This is a genomic window from Plantactinospora endophytica, from assembly GCF_016862915.1.
GTDB classification, from domain to species: Bacteria; Actinomycetota; Actinomycetes; order Mycobacteriales; family Micromonosporaceae; genus Plantactinospora; species Plantactinospora endophytica.
Window position 1 is genome coordinate 343,023 of the sequence record NZ_BONW01000001.1, and the last position, 14,788, is coordinate 357,810.

13 protein-coding genes and 1 riboswitch are annotated in these 14,788 nt (G+C 72.5%); of the genes, 9 read left to right on the top strand and 4 right to left on the bottom strand.

The window, feature by feature from the left end; translation table 11 throughout:
• Positions 1-243: 243 nt before the first annotated feature.
• Genes Pen02_RS01490 through Pen02_RS01505 form a run of 4 tightly spaced genes read left to right on the top strand, consistent with a single transcriptional unit; the run spans position 244 to position 4,551 of the window.
• The gene (locus Pen02_RS01490; protein WP_203864040.1) at positions 244-1,902 is read left to right on the top strand and encodes a PqqD family peptide modification chaperone; all 1,659 of its coding nucleotides are present in this window, start codon (positions 244-246) and stop codon (positions 1,900-1,902) included.
• The gene (locus Pen02_RS01495; RefSeq protein ID WP_203864041.1) at positions 1,899-2,807 is read left to right on the top strand and encodes a S24/S26 family peptidase; all 909 of its coding nucleotides are present in this window, start codon (positions 1,899-1,901) and stop codon (positions 2,805-2,807) included. Before Pen02_RS01490 ends, Pen02_RS01495 begins: the two co-directional genes overlap by 4 nt.
• Positions 2,804-3,742: an ABC transporter ATP-binding protein gene (locus Pen02_RS01500; protein WP_203864042.1), complete on the top strand. Its 939-nt coding sequence runs from the start codon at positions 2,804-2,806 to the stop codon at positions 3,740-3,742. The genes Pen02_RS01495 and Pen02_RS01500 overlap by 4 nt, the downstream gene beginning before the upstream one ends.
• Positions 3,742-4,551, top strand: coding sequence for an ABC transporter permease (locus Pen02_RS01505; RefSeq protein ID WP_239139943.1), 810 nt, complete (start codon positions 3,742-3,744; stop codon positions 4,549-4,551). Before Pen02_RS01500 ends, Pen02_RS01505 begins: the two co-directional genes overlap by 1 nt.
• A 121-nt stretch (positions 4,552-4,672) precedes the next feature.
• On the opposite strand, the gene Pen02_RS01510 is transcribed toward Pen02_RS01505, so the two are convergent.
• Both Pen02_RS01510 and Pen02_RS01515 read right to left on the bottom strand, forming a co-directional pair.
• On the bottom strand, positions 4,673-4,951 hold the full coding sequence (locus Pen02_RS01510) for a DUF6295 family protein (protein WP_203864044.1): 279 nt from the start codon (positions 4,949-4,951) through the stop codon (positions 4,673-4,675).
• A gap of 47 nt (positions 4,952-4,998) precedes the next feature.
• Entirely contained in the window at positions 4,999-5,742 is a 744-nt protein-coding gene (locus tag Pen02_RS01515; RefSeq protein ID WP_203864045.1) for a dienelactone hydrolase family protein, read from the bottom strand.
• A 198-nt stretch (positions 5,743-5,940) separates the two neighbouring features.
• Positions 5,941-6,057: riboswitch (SAM riboswitch) on the top strand.
• Between the two features lie 12 nt (positions 6,058-6,069).
• Here Pen02_RS01515 and thrC point away from each other — a divergent pair.
• The 3 genes from thrC to paaN all read left to right on the top strand — a co-directional run bounded on the left by thrC (position 6,070) and on the right by paaN (position 10,529).
• Positions 6,070-7,365: a threonine synthase gene (gene thrC, locus Pen02_RS01520; protein ID WP_203864046.1), complete on the top strand. Its 1,296-nt coding sequence runs from the start codon at positions 6,070-6,072 to the stop codon at positions 7,363-7,365.
• A gap of 410 nt (positions 7,366-7,775) precedes the next feature.
• A complete protein-coding gene (locus tag Pen02_RS01525; protein ID WP_203864047.1) occupies positions 7,776-8,792 on the top strand; it encodes a GNAT family N-acetyltransferase in 1,017 nt (338 codons plus the stop codon).
• A 63-nt stretch (positions 8,793-8,855) separates the two neighbouring features.
• Positions 8,856-10,529, top strand: coding sequence for a phenylacetic acid degradation protein PaaN (paaN, locus tag Pen02_RS01530; protein WP_203864048.1), 1,674 nt, complete (start codon positions 8,856-8,858; stop codon positions 10,527-10,529).
• Between the two features lie 138 nt (positions 10,530-10,667).
• Here paaN and Pen02_RS01535 read toward each other — a convergent pair whose 3' ends face one another.
• Positions 10,668-11,165, bottom strand: a complete 498-nt coding sequence (locus Pen02_RS01535) for a GNAT family N-acetyltransferase (protein WP_239139945.1) — start codon at positions 11,163-11,165, stop codon at positions 10,668-10,670.
• Between the two features lie 455 nt (positions 11,166-11,620).
• On the opposite strand from Pen02_RS01535, the gene Pen02_RS01540 reads away from it, so the two are divergent.
• Together Pen02_RS01540 and groL are read left to right on the top strand one after the other, a co-directional pair.
• Positions 11,621-11,824, top strand: a complete 204-nt coding sequence (locus Pen02_RS01540; protein WP_203864050.1) for a cold-shock protein — start codon at positions 11,621-11,623, stop codon at positions 11,822-11,824.
• A 1,009-nt stretch (positions 11,825-12,833) separates the two neighbouring features.
• Positions 12,834-14,456, top strand: a complete 1,623-nt coding sequence (groL, locus tag Pen02_RS01545) for a chaperonin GroEL (protein ID WP_203864051.1) — start codon at positions 12,834-12,836, stop codon at positions 14,454-14,456.
• Positions 14,457-14,508: 52 nt separating this feature from the next.
• Here the strand turns inward: groL and Pen02_RS01550 are convergent, their stop codons facing one another.
• Positions 14,509-14,754 (bottom strand): hypothetical protein, encoded by a 246-nt coding sequence (locus Pen02_RS01550; RefSeq protein ID WP_239139872.1) that lies wholly within the window; start codon positions 14,752-14,754, stop codon positions 14,509-14,511.
• Positions 14,755-14,788: the final 34 nt, after the last annotated feature.

Sequence of the window (14,788 nt, forward strand, 5' to 3'; positions counted from 1 at the left end):
ACCTCGCCTTCCGCCGGTGAGGCGTTTCCTGGACCCGGGCCGGTGGGGTGGCAGGGAACCGGACATTAGATCCCTGCCGATCGGTTGTCAAGACGACACTTTTGCTTTCTGGCACCACGTGATGACGGTGGGTGATTCTTCTGCTGGGTTCGAGTCCCGTCGGCGAGACCCGCCGGAGGGACCTCAGGGCAGTGCGGGAACCGTCCGACGGCGGTTCCTCGCCGCCGGACGGGGGAGTGGTGCGTGCGGCTGTCGACGATGTGGAGTTCCCTGGTCGTCCCGGACGACCTCGGCTACTTCCGGTGCCGGGACCGGTATCTCGTGGAGAATCCGGGCCTGGGCGCCTGGACGGTGCTCACCGAGGACGAGTTCGGGCTGCTGCGGGCGCTCGCCGACGGCGCCGACCCGCCGGCCGGGTACGCCGGTCCGGACGGCCGGGACCCGCTCGAACGCGTACTCGCCACCCTGGTGCTGAACTGGCTGGTCTACCTGCCCGACCAGGCGCCCGGGGTCGGGCCGGCCGAACCGGCGCTGGGAACGGTCCACTACGCGGTCGCCGACGGCTGCCACCCGCGCTGCCCGTACTGCCTCGGCTCCTGCGCCCGCAGCCTGCCCGGCGAGCTGGAGCCGGCGGAGTCGCTCGACCTGGTGGACCAGATCGCCGGGCTGGGTGCGGAACTGCTGGTGCTGACCGGCGCCGAGCCGATGCTGCGACCCGACCTGTTCGACGTGGCCGACCGCGCGCGTGCCCGGGGCCTGCGGGTCAACCTGGTCACCACCGGCAGCCGGATCCGCGACGCGGAGACCGCCCGGCGGGTCGCCGACACCTTCGCCGCCGTCACCGTCAGCCTGGACGGCGGTGCCCAGCAGGTGCCCGGGGCCGACCCGGGCGAGGACACCGTGGCGCAGACCGTACGCGGGCTGGCCCTGCTGAACGCGGCCGGTGTCAAGCCGGCGATCGACCACGTGGTGTCGCCGGAGAACATCGCCGCGCTGGACAACCTGATGGCGTTCCTGGACGGCATCGAGTTCAGCCGGGTCCGGATGATGAGCCATACCGCCGTCGGGCACAGCGCCACCGGCCGGGGCGGCTGGGACGGCGTCCCACTCGGCTGGGAGCCCCATCCGGCGGTACGGCGGTCCGCCTGGACGGGTCCGGTGGCCCGGACGGTCCTCGGCCAGGCGCCGAAGGCGGTCCGGCCGTGCGGGGTCCGGGCCGACTGCGGGCTCGGCGGCATCGAGATCTACGTCGACCCGCGCGGCGACGTCCATGCCCGCGAGTCGGTCACCGGCGCACCGCAGCGGGTCGGCAACCTGCGGGAACAGCCGTTGCGGCAGATGTTCGCCGCTTCCGCCGACGCCGGCCCGGAGCCGGACGAGGTCTTCGAGGGCGGAGTCGAGGGCGCAGGCGCGGCCGACTGCCGGCACTGCTACGTGCACCGGCTCCGGCGGCGCGGGCCTGCGGGAACGGGAATCCGGGACGACCGGGTTCCGGCCGGTCCGGGCCGGCTCGGCGTACCCGGACGACGACTGGCGCAGCCGGCCTCCGTCCGGAGTACGCCGGTCGCGGACCCTGCTGACCACCGGACCGGGAGGTGCCGCGTGACGGTCGGAATCAACCCCGAGATCGTCTGGGTCGACGACAGCGACGAGGTGCGGATCTACCACCCGGACGACGGCAGGTTCCAGACGCTCAACGCGAGCGCGGCCGAGATCTGGCGCCGGATCGCCGCCGGCAGCGACGTGGAGACCGTCGCCCGGGAGCTGGCCGACGAGTTCGGCGGCGACGACGAGGCGGAACGCGAGGTGGTCGCCCGGGACGTCCGCGAGTTCGTGGCGCTGCTGCGGGCCCGCGACCTGCTCCGGGCCGCCGAGCCGGCCGACGGGGAGGCCGACCGGTGAGGGGGAGCGGCTCCGCCGAACTGGTACGGGCGGCACTGGCCGCCGGACGGCTCGCCCGGCTGCCGGTCACCGGCTCCGGGATGCTGCCGGCGCTCGCCGACGGCACCGTCGTGGTCGAACCGGTCGAGTTCGACCAGATCTGCTCCGGCGAGGTGGTGGCGTACCAGCGCGGCGAGCGGATCGTGGTGCACCGGGTGGTCGCCCGTCGGCCGGACCACCTGCTGACGGCCGGCGACAACCTGCCGCTCTACGACCCGCCGGTACCCCGGACCGCGGTGCTCGGCCGGGTGCCGCAGGTCGCCGTCCGGGCTCCCGGTGGCCTGCGGGCGCCGGCCGTCGGCGGGCCACCGGTCCCGCTGCCGGACGGCGTCACGCTCTGGCTGGCCGGCGCGGCGGCCCGGGCCGTACCGGAGACCGACCACCAGCTTCCGGTGCCGGGGGTCCGGCGTCGGGGGGCCGGGATCCGGGTACGTCACCTCGCCGCCGGCTCCGCCCTCCCGGAACGGGTACGCCGAGCCCTGGACGCCCTCGACGCGCTGGGCGGGGTGACCGTCGGCATCTCCCCGGCAGCGGTACGCCCGGTGGACGACCTGCGTACCGGCCTGGGCAGCCGGAGCCGCCCGGCCCGGCCGGCGCACCGGCTCGACATCGTGCTCGGCTGCCGGTTCGGGGACCCGGCGGCCGTCGCCGACGCCGGTCCCGCCGGTCCCGCCGGGGAGCCGGGCCCAGCCGCCCCGGACGAGGTCACCCCGGTCATCGCCCCGGACGAGGTCGACCACCATCTGCGGACCGGCCCGCCGCTGTCGGAGACCGGGCCGGCGAGCGCGATCCGAATCATCCTCGCCGCGCTGGGCGTACCGCCGTTGCCGGGGTTTCCGGAGCCGGTGCTGGGCGGTGCGTCATGACTGCGGCCGTCGTCGCGACCGACGTCGTCAAGGTGTACCCCGGTGCCACCGCCCCGGCGGTCGACGGGCTGACCTTCAGCGTCCCGCCGGGCCAGGCGGTCGGACTGCTCGGCCCGAACGGCGCCGGCAAGACCACCCTGCTCAAACTGGTCTGCGGAGCCAGCCCGGTCAGCTCCGGCCGGATCCTGGTGCACGGCCGCAGCCCCGACGCCGCCGCCCGGCGGGACGTGGCGGTGGTGCACCAGTCCGGACCGTTCGACCTGATGTTGACGGTCCGGGACAACCTGCGGACCGCCGCCGCGTTCCGGGGCCTGCCCTGGCGCCGGGCCCGTACCCGGGCCGAGGAACTGCTCGGCGCCTTCGAGTTGGCCGGCAGCGAGGACCGGCCCGTGCACACCCTCTCGGCCGGGCAGCGGCGCCGGCTCCAGGTGGTGCGGGCGCTGCTCCGGGTGCCGAGGATCCTGCTGTTGGACGAGCCGTCGGCCGGCCTGGACATGGAGGGCCGGCGGCGGGTCTGGGTCAGCCTCAACCAGCTACGCCGGCAGCACGAGTTGACCATCATCCTGACCAGCCACTACCTCGACGAGGTGGAGCGCAACACCGAGCGGGTGCTGGTGGTCAGCCACGGCCGGCTGATCCGGGACGGCACTCCGGCCGACCTGCGCAACGAGGGCGGCGAGGCGCGGGCGGTACTGCGCAGCGGCTCGGTGGACGGCTGGCCGGCGATCGCCACCGGGGCGCTGCGGCTGGGCCTGGCCGCCGCCCGCAGCGGTGACGAGATCGTGCTGACCGGGCCGGAACTCCGGCAGCGGCTGCCCCGGCTGCTGGCCGAACTGGCCGAGCAGCGGGTACCGGTGGACAGCGTCGAACTGGCGACGGCCTCGCTGGAGGAGGCGTTCGCGGCCCTGACCCGATCGGAGGTGACCAGCCGGTGATGCCGCCCGTACTCGCCGACGAGGAGACCGCCGCGCCGCCCTGGCACGGCTCCGGTCTCACCGCCACCCTGCGGCGGGAGTGGCTGCTGCTCACCCGCAACCGGGCCAACCTGCTGATCGGGGTGGTGCCGACCGTCGTCTACCTCGCACTCCTCAGCACCTCGATCGCCGACCTGGTTCCCGAGGTGAGCTACCGGGGCCGGCCGGTCGGCTATCCGGACTTCGTGATCCCGGCGTTGATGTTCTCCGCGCTGCTGGCTGCCGCCGCCATCTCCGGTACGGCGCTGTTCCAGGAGCGGGCGAACGGGATGGCGCTGGAGCTGTGGTCGTACCCGTTGACCCGCCGGCAGTACATCGCCGGCAAGCTGCTCGCCGGCTCCGGCCTGGTCCTGGCACAGACGGTCGCCGCGCTGGCGGTGTCGGCGGCACTGTTCCGGGCCCACTGGCCGGCGGAGCGGTGGGCGGCGCTGCTCTGCGGTGCGGTGCTCGCCGCGCTGGCCTTCAACGCGCTCTACCTGCTGCTCGCCACCCTGGTCGAGGACGTGCAGCGGTTCACCGTGCTGGTGAATGTGCTGCCCCCGGTACTGCTCTTCGCCGGCCCGTCGTTCTACCCGTTCGACAACCTGGGGCCGGTGCAGCAGATCGTCGCCGCCGTCAACCCGGTCAGCTACGGGGTGACGGCGCTCCGGGAGGCGCTGCTGCGCGGTTTCCCGGGCGCCTGGCCGTACTTCCTGCTGCTCGGCCTGGTCGGCGTGGTCGCGCTGGCGGGGGTGGGCCGGGCCCTGGTCCGGCAGTCCCGGACGCTCTGACCGGCACCGCCGGGCGGCACGTCGGCCCGGCATCCGAGCACCGGTACCCGGGGCCGGCCCGGCACCGCCGGCCCCGGGTCACCGGGTCACCTTGTCACGCGCTCAGACCTTGTCCACCGGGTCAGACCCTCTGGTCGCGGCTGGCCAGCCCGGCCGGTGCGGCGGCCAGGGCCGCGTGGATCGCCTCGACCAGGGCGAGTGCGGACTCCTCGGTCAACTCCACCGCGACCCGGGCGGCCGGACCGGCGGCCGGGTTCAGGAAGTCGATGTTGAGGGTGTGTGCGTACGGGGCGTGCGTCGGATGGTCGACGTAGACGCAGGTGTCGGTGACCGGGAACCAGCCGTCGGCACCCTTGCCACTGCCGTCGACCTCGCGTTTCACCGTGACGTACGTGCACATGCCGGCCTCCTCGGGCTCGGTACGGAAACGATGTGGGATCGGCGCGGTCAGGCGTCGAGGTGGCGGTGGAAGAAGTCGCGTACCTTCTGCCAGCCCTCGGTCGCGGCCAGCGGCCGGTAACCGGGCCGGTCGACGGCGAAGAAGCCGTGCCCGGCGCCGTCGAAGGTGTGGAACTCGTGCGGCTTGCCGAGCCGGGTCAGTTCCGCGGACAGTTCGTCCGTCTGGGCCGGCGACGGGTACTGGTCGTCGGCGCCGAAGAGCCCGAGCAGCGGGCAGGAGAGCCGGTCGGCCTGGTCGAGCAGGGGCGTGACGGCCAGCGGGAAGGTCTCCGGCGGGTGGCCGACCACGAACGCGCCGTAGCAGTCGACGGCGGCGTCCAGCGGCAGCCGGGTGGCGGCCAGGAACGCCTGCCGGCCGCCGGAGCAGTACCCGATCACCCCGACCCTGCCGTTCGAGCCCGGCAGCCCGCGCAGGTGTTCGGCCGCGCCGTCGACGTCGCCGACCAGCCGGTCGTCCGGTACGCCTCCGGCGGCCCGCGCGGTGGCCGCCGCGTCGTCGGGGCTCGCCCCCGGTGCCTCCCGGGAGTAGAGGTTGGGGCAGATCGCCGCGTACCCGTAGCCGGCCAACCGACGGGTGATCTCCTTGGTCGCCTCGTCGTACCCGGGCATGTGGTGGATCACCACCACCCCGCCGCGCGGTGCCGTCCCGAGCGGGTGGGCCAGGTACGCCTCGATCTCGTCGCCGCCCGCCCCGGTGATCCGGACCGTTCCGGCCTGCATCGCGTCCTGCAACGTCGCGCTCCCGTCCTGCCCGGCCGGCCTGTCCGCGCCGGCCGTGCCGAATCTTCGTCAGTTTTCGTTAGCCTAAGGTAACTATCTGAGCGGGTGGTGCCGTGGCCGTCCGGCCGCCGGTCCGGGGATCTTGCTCACACCGGCAAGGCAGCCGGGACAGCGGCTCGCGGTGCCCGTAGACTGGCGGCACAACTTCATACCTCATCCAGAGGGGCTGAGGGATACGGCCCGATGACGCCCCGGCAACCACTCCACGGCGGAGCAGGTGCCAAATCCGTCCCCGCCGCGCGGTGCGGCGCCAGGGAAAGATGAGAGGACGGCCTCGCCATGACGTCGATCATCGACGCGACCCCCAGCCAGACCAGCCCGGTGGCGCCCAATCCCGCCCGGGTGCTCGTCTGTCGCGGCTGCGGCACCGAATACCCGCTGATCGCCCAGCACGCCTGTTACGAGTGTTTCGGCCCGCTGGAGGTCGGCTACGACGCCGCCACGCTGGCCCGGGTCACCCGGGCCGACATCGAGGCCGGCCCGCAGAACCTCTGGCGGTACGCCGCCCTGCTGCCGGCCGGCCAGGACCCGACCACCCGGGTCACCCTGAACCCCGGGCTCACCCCGCTGGTGCCGGCCGCCGGCCTCGCCGCCGAACTGGGCATCCGGGCGCCGCTCTGGGTCAAGGACGACAGCGCCAACCCCACCCACTCGTTCAAGGACCGGGTGGTGTCGGTGGCGCTGACCGCCGCCCGTGGCCTCGGCTTCACCCGGTTCGCCTGCGCCTCGACCGGCAACCTGGCGAACTCGGTCGCCGCGCACGCGGCCCGGGCCGGGGTGCCGTCGATCGTCTTCATCCCCGGCGACCTGGAGCAGGGCAAGGTGGTGACCACCGCCGTCTACGGCGGCGACGTGGTCGCCATCGACGGCTCGTACGACGACGTCAACCGGCTCTGCGGCGAGCTGGTCGAGACCGACGAGTTCGAGGACACCGCGTTCGTCAACGTGAACGTCCGGCCGTACTACGCCGAGGGCTCCAAGACGCTCGGCTACGAGGTCGCCGAGCAGTTGGGCTGGCGGATCCCCGAGCAGGTGGTGATCCCGATGGCCAGCGGCGAGCTGCTCACCAAAATCGACAAGGCGTTCAGCGAGCTGGTCGAGATCGGACTCGTCGAGGCCCCGGCCAACGGCTGGAAGGTCTTCGGCGCCCAGTCGGCCGGCTGCAACCCGATCGCCGTCGCGCTGCACGGCGACACCGACGTGATCACCCCGGTCCGACCGACCGGGATCGCCAAGTCGCTCAACATCGGCGACCCGGCCGCCGGGCTCTACGCCCTGGAGGCGGTCCGCCGCACCGGTGGCTGGATGGACTACGCCGACGACGACGAGATCCGGGCCGCCATCCGGCAGTTGGCGCGTACGACCGGGGTCTTCGCCGAGACGGCCGGCGGGGTGACGGTGGCCGTGCTGGGCAAGCTGGTGGCGAGCGGCCGGCTGGACCCGGACGCCGAGACCGTGGTCTACAACACCGGCGAGGGTCTGAAGACCCTGGACGCGGTGGCGGCGCAGGTCGGTCCGACCTACCGGGTGAAGCCGTCGCTGCGGGCGGCCCGGGACGCCGGCCTGCTCGGCTGAAATCTCGAAAAAATTTTCCTCAGCCTCTGGACGGGCGACCGGGAAGATGCACGTGCAACTTGCAGGTGAGATCCGTTCATCGATCCGGGCGAGCGCCTCGCCCGGTGGTACGGATGCGCTCCGTAGCTGTAGTTTTGCCGCCCGTAACGAAAACACGCGGTAGAGGGCTTGACGCCTGCATCTGCAGGACGCAAGATGCTCCGTGCGGGAGGACGCACCGCCGTAGACTTTCAAAGCTCTAACGACCCGACGCCGGAGGCGTTGTGCGGGCGTCCTCCCGACCAAAATCTCGCAACGGCCGGACGACTCCCCTCGTCCGGCCGTTTGCTTTGCCGCCGATCCATCGATCCCGGTGACCGTGCACGGATATTCGGTCGCGCCCCGTTCGTGTAAGCGGCACGCTCGACGGCATGGACATCGTCGTCACCCCGCTGGACGTCGCCGACACCGCCGCCACCGAGCGGGCGTACGAGATCGAGGCCGCCGCCCGGGCGAACGACCAGCCCGACGTGCCGGTGCTGTCCCGACAGCGCTTCTTCGCCGGGCTCCGGCGACCCTGGCCGGGCGACGACGACCGGCACGCACTCGGCTATCTCGACGGGGTGGCCGTCGGCTACCTGTCGGTCTCCCTGCCGCAGCGGGAGAACCTGGAGAACGCCGGGCTGGTGCTCGCCGTCCATCCGGAGCACCGCCGCCGGGGCGTCGGCCGGGCCCTCTACGAGTACGCGACGCGGATCGTCCAGGGCGCCGGGCGCAAGCGGATCATCGGCGAGGTCGCCAACATGAACCCGGACGCCGCCCCGACGACGCCCGGCGACGCCTTCGCCGCCGCGATGGGTGCCAAGGCGGCGCTGGCCGACGTACGCCGCCGGCTCGACCTGACCCGGCTCGACGAGGCGGAACTCGACCGGCTGCTGGCCGAGGCGCTGACCCGGGCCGAGGGCTACTCGATCGTCCGCTGGCAGGGCGCGACCCCCGACGAGTACGCCGAGGACGTCGCCTACCTGGACAGCCGGCTGATCAGTGACGCGCCGCTCGGCGACGTCACCTGGGAGGCGGCAAAACCGGAGGTGACCCGGCTGCGCGAGATGGAGCAGGCGCACCACGAGCGCGGCCAGTACTGGTACAACAGCGGCGCCCGGCACGACGCGACCGGCCGGCTGGTGGCCTGGACCGGGATCGGCATGAACGTGAGCTGCGACTGGCACGCGTTCCAACAGATCACCCTGGTCGAGCCGGCGCACCGGGGGCACCGCCTCGGCACCGTGATCAAGGTCGACAACCTGCGGCACATCCTGGCGCACGAGTCGGCGCTGCGGACCATCGACACCTACAACGCCGCGTCGAACGAGTACATGATCTCGATCAACGAGGCGATGGGGTTCCGCCCGGTCGCCGGGCTCAACACCTGGCAGACGACGCTCTGACCAGCGCCGTCCGCCGGGTGCGGGAGGCTGGGACCGGTCGGCCCGGTGCGGCATGATGGCGGCATGACGGAGACCCCGCACCCCTTCTTCGCCCGGCACGCCGACACGCTGGACCGGGCGCTGACCGCGATCACCGAACGGGCCTACTGGTCCGCCTACCCCGAGTCGCCCAGCCCCCGGGTCTACGGCGAGACCGCCGCCGCCGAGGGCGAGGCGGCCTTCCGGGCGTACCTGGGCGGCAAGTTCCCGCTCGACCAGCCCGGCACCGGCGACTGGGTGGCCACCGAGTCGAGCCCGTTCGGCATCGACCTCGGGGTGAGCTATCCGCACGCCGAGGCGGAGGTGCTGCTGGCCGCCGCCGCGACCGCGCTGCCGGCCTGGCGGGACGCCGGGCCGCAGACCCGGGTCGGGGTGTGCCTGGAGATCCTCGCCCGGCTGCACGCCAACGTGTTCGAGCTGGCCAACGCCGTGCACGCGACCAGCGGCCAGGCGTTCGTGATGGCGTTCCAGGCCGGCGGCGCGCACGCGCTGGACCGGGCGCTGGAGGCGCTCGCCTACGCGTACCGGGAGATGACCCGGCACCCGGCGACGGCGGCCTGGGAGAAGCCGGCCGGCAAGGGCGAGCCGCTGCGGATGACCAAGAACTTCCATGTCGTACCGCGCGGCGTGGCGCTGGCGATCGGCTGCAACACCTTCCCGACCTGGAACACCTACCCGGGGCTGTTCGCCTCGCTGGTCACCGGCAACCCGGTGGTGGTCAAGCCGCACCCGAGGGCCGTGCTGCCGCTCGCCGTCACCGTCCGCTACGCCCGCGAGGTGCTGGCCGAGGCCGGCTTCGACCCGAACCTGATGCTGCTGGCCCCCGAGGCCCCCGGCGAGCGGCTCGCCTCCACCCTGGCGCTCCGCCCCGAGGTGAAGATCGTCGACTTCACCGGCTCGACGGAGTACGGCGACTGGCTGGAGGCGAACGCCCGGCAGGCGGCCGTCTACACCGAGAAGGCCGGCGTCAACACCATCGTGGTCGACTCGACCGACGACTTCGCCGGGATGTGCCGCAACATCGGCTTCTCGCTGACCCTCTACAGCGGACAGATGTGCACCACCCCGCAGAACATCCTGGTGCCGGCCGCCGGCATCGAGACCGACCAGGGGCACAAGAGCGTCGACGAGGTCGCCGCCGGCATCGCCGGCGCGGTCGGCAAGCTCACCGGCGACCCGGCCCGGGCGGTCGAGCTGATCGGCGCGATCGTCAACGACGGGGTACTCGCCCGGCTCGACGAGGTCGCCGGGGTCGGCGAACCGGTGCTGCCGTCCCGCTCCGTCGAGCACCCCAACTACCCCGGCGCGGTGGTGCGTACCCCGGTCATCGCCAAGCTCGGCGCCGACGACCTCGGCACGTACGGGCGGGAGTGGTTCGGGCCGATCTCGTTCGTGATCTCGACCGACTCCACCCCGCACAGCCTGGCGATCCTGCGGCAGACCGTAGCCGAGCGGGGTGCGCTGACCGCCGCCGTCTACTCCACCGACGAGGCCGTGCTGGACGCCGCCGAGACCGCGGCGATCGAGAGCGGCGTACACCTGTCCTGCAACCTGACCGGCGGCGTCTTCGTCAACCAGTCGGCGGCGTTCTCGGACTTCCACGGCAGCGGCGCCAACCCGGCGGCGAACGCCGCCCTCACCGACGGCGCCTACGTCGCCAACCGGTTCCGGGTGGTGCAGGCCCGCCGGCACAACTGACCGTCACGGACGGGTTCCGCCCGCTCAGCGGGACCCGTTTGAACGTCACGGACGGGTTCCGCTCGGTCGGCGGGACCCGTTCCGGAGCCGGGTTCGAACGCTTCACCGGCTCGGGCGCAGGCGCTCCGGCCCGTCGGGTCAGGCCCGCCGGGCCATCTGGAGTTCGCGGAGGATGGGTACGGTCGGGTGCGTCACCCGTACCCCGGTGTCGACGAAGCCGAGCCGCTCGTACGCCCGTACCGCCCGGTCGTTGCCGACCACCACCTCCAGCATCAGTTCCGGCCGGCCGGCCGCCCTCGACCAGGCGGCCACCGCGTCGACCAGGGCGGCCAGCAGGCCACTGCCCCGCCAGTCCGGGCTGAGGTAGACGGCGAAGACCACGCTCACCCCCGGCTGGCCGTGCGCCGCCTGTCCACCGGCGTGCCCGACGACCCGCCCGTCGACCTCGGCGACGAACGCGGCCGTCCGGGTGCCGGTCGACATCCCGGCGACCCGGGCCGCGAACTCGGCGTGCGGCCGGGCCGCCGCGTCGGCGAGCGTCTCCAGGAAGGCCAGCGGCGAGTCCGCGAGCATCTCCAGGCGGATCGCCCGGACCCGGGCGGCGTCGGTCGGACGTACCCGGCGGACCGGTGGCAGGGCGAGGTCCGGCCGGGGACCGGAATCGGCCGGTCCGGCGGCCCGGTCCGCAGCGGCTGAGCCGGGGCGCTCGGCGGCGGGGCCGAACTCCGGCTCGATGGCGGTCTGCGGGATGGAAGCCGGCACGTCCGCCATGGTCGCACGGCGTACGGCGACCAGTTTCGGCGGGTAACGGAGCCGCCGCCGCTTTCCGTACCCGCCGGATGAGCTGCGCAGAGACCGCCGCCAATAGGTGAGAGGCCGGAAAACGATCGCCCGGTTCCCGGCCCGGTGACCGATTTGGCCTAGTGCGCTGCCGACCGACCTTGGTGTACGGTGCGGGTTCGGCCGCTCGATTCGTTGGATCCGTTCAATTACATGATCCATTTGGGGAAAGCGACTCGGCGGCCCCGGCAGGCATACGGCGTCGCCGGAGCTCGGGCAGCTCCGACGCGACCGAAGTAAGGAAGTGCACCGTGGCGCAGGGCACCGTGAAGTGGTTCAACAGCGAAAAGGGCTACGGCTTCATCGCGGTCGATGGCGGGCAGGACGTCTTCGTCCACTTCTCCGCGATCCAGATGGACGGCTACAAGGCGCTTGACGACGGTCAGCGCGTCGAGTTCGAGATCGCCCAGGGCCAGAAGGGCCCGCAGGCGGAACAGGTCCGGCTCATCGCCTGAGTCGTCGGGCGATCCGCCCACCGCTCCGGACCGTCCTCGCTCCGCACCACCCGGTCGCCGGTACGCCGCTGCCCGGGTTCCGTTGCCGGCCGAGTCCGGATCATCCCCGCCCCGTGGACACGTACGGCGCAGGTCCGTCTCCGGTGCCTGCCTGCCGTTCTGTCGCGTGGCGCCGGTGAGCGTGCCCGCCGACCGACGCGACAAGCCCGCGATCCCCCGCCCCGGTGGGGCGCCCGAGCGGCGCGCAAGGTGCCGCCGGGTGATCCGGCGTGTTCCCGGCGCGGCACTACTCGTCGCCCCCGGCCGAGTGGCGTCGGCGGGGGTGTTCGGCGCGGGCGGGCTGCGCCTGGACCGACCACTTCCACGTCCGGCGCCGCCGCCGAACTTCCCAGGACGCGGATAACCGCGCATTTCGCCGGGCGGTGGGCCGCGAACTGAACGCCGGGCCCCGTGACGCCTTCGTGGCGGATCCGACCTGCCGGCCAACTGGGGTGGGCGGGTCGCACGCCTGGCGCGGCCGGAGGCCCAGGGCTGGCCCGACGGCGGGACCGCGCCGGGGTGCCGGCCGTACGCCGGCCGGACGAGTTCCTGCACCGGCGGTTCGGTTGCCGTTCCCCTGTCGTACGCATGCCGGTCGCCCAGCGCGCCCGGCCGGCCCGTGACCGGTTCCCGGAGTCGGCCGGACCGGCCCACTCGCTTGCACTCGCCTGGGGAGAGTGCTAAACAAGTCATTGGCACTCGCACACCGTGAGTGCCAATGGTCGGGGCGGTAGGGCCACGGTCGCGGGTCCGGGAGCGGGTGCGCGGCACATGGCCGGTCGTCGCGGGCTGTCCGGCCCGGCCGGCGGACGTCACTGTCGCACAGCGCGACGGAGTCGAGCGGGCACCTGCGGGTGCCGGCGGGCCCCGTCCGCCAGTGCCGTAGTGACGTCCGAAGGTGCGTAATCAGGCGGCAGGTCGGGGTCGGAAAGGCTCCGGCGGCCGTGAGTGTCCAGGAGGACAACGCCGTATGGCCAAGATGATCGCGTTCGACGAGGAGGCGCGCCGCGGCCTCGAGCGGGGCATGAACACCCTCGCCGACGCCGTAAAGGTGACGCTGGGCCCGAAGGGCCGCAACGTCGTGCTCGAGAAGAAGTGGGGCGCTCCGACCATCACCAACGATGGTGTGAGCATCGCCAAGGAGATCGAGCTCGAGGACCCGTACGAGAAGATCGGTGCGGAGCTGGTCAAGGAGGTCGCCAAGAAGACCGACGACGTTGCCGGTGACGGCACGACGACGGCGACCGTCCTCGCCCAGGCGCTGGTCCGCGAGGGCCTGCGCAACGTCGCGGCCGGTGCCAACCCGATGGCCCTGAAGCGGGGCATCGAGGCCGCCGTCGCGAACGTCTCGGAGGAGCTGAGCAAGCTCGCCAAGGACGTCGAGACCAAGGAGCAGATCGCCTCCACCGCCTCCATCTCCGCCGGTGACAACACCGTCGGCGAGATCATCGCCGAGGCGATGGACAAGGTCGGCAAGGAAGGCGTCATCACCGTCGAGGAGAGCAACACCTTCGGGCTCGAGCTTGAGCTGACCGAGGGTATGCGCTTCGACAAGGGCTACATCTCGGGGTACTTCATGACCGACCCCGACCGGATGGAGGCCGTGCTCGACGACCCGTACATCCTGATCGTCAACAGCAAGATCTCGACGGTCAAGGACCTGCTGCCGATCCTCGAGAAGGTCATGCAGTCGGGCAAGCCGCTGGCCATCATCGCCGAGGACGTCGAGGGCGAGGCCCTGGCGACCCTGGTGGTCAACAAGGTCCGGGGCACCTTCAAGTCGGTCGCCGTCAAGGCGCCGGGCTTCGGTGACCGCCGCAAGGCCATGCTGGGCGACATCGCCATCCTGACCGGCGGACAGCCGATCAGCGAGGAGGTCGGCCTCAAGCTGGACGCCGTCGGCCTCGACATGCTGGGCCGGGCCCGCAAGGTCGTGGTGACCAAGGACGAGACCACCATCGTCGACGGTTCCGGCGACGCCGACCAGATCAACGGTCGGGTCAACCAGATCCGCGCCGAGATCGAGAAGAGCGACTCCGACTACGACCGCGAGAAGCTGCAGGAGCGCCTGGCCAAGCTGGCCGGCGGTGTTGCGGTGATCAAGGTCGGCGCGGCCACCGAGGTCGAGCTGAAGGAGCGCAAGCACCGCATCGAGGACGCGGTGCGCAACGCGAAGGCCGCCGTCGAGGAGGGCATCGTCCCCGGTGGTGGTGTCGCGCTGGTCCAGGCCGGCAAGACCGCCTTCGACAAGCTGGACCTGGCCGGCGACGAGGCGACCGGCGCGCAGATCGTCAAGATCGCGCTGGACGCCCCGCTGCGGCAGATCGCCGTCAACGCCGGCCTCGAAGGCGGCGTCGTGGTCGAGAAGGTCCGCAACCTGGAGGCCGGGCACGGCCTCAACGCGGCCAACGGTGAGTACGTCGACCTGCTCAAGGCCGGCATCATCGACCCGGCCAAGGTGACCCGTTCGGCACTGCAGAACGCGTCGTCGATCGCGGCCCTGTTCCTGACCACCGAGGCTGTGGTGGCGGACAAGCCGGAGAAGAACCCGGCTGCCCCGGCTGCGCCGGGCGGCGGGGACATGGACTTCTGAGTCCAGGCTCCAACGTCGAGGGGGCGGGCCGCGTCAGCGGTCCGCCCCTTCCTCATGTCGGCATCCGTCGCTGATTGCGCCGTTTCTCCGCCTGGCTGAACGGTTCCCGGATCGATATCGGCGCATCCACCAGCGCGACCGGCTCCTCGGCGGATAAGTCGTCGACCTCGTCCATTTCAGCCCGCTGGTCGGCGTCCCCGTAGTCGAGCCGGGAAACCGGCGTCCGGGTGGAGACATCCGCTATCGGCGGCCAGGCGACCGAATGGAGCTCGTCAACCGGTTCGTCGTCTTTTGCCATGACTTCCTCCTCCACCGCAAACGGTAGGAGAGGT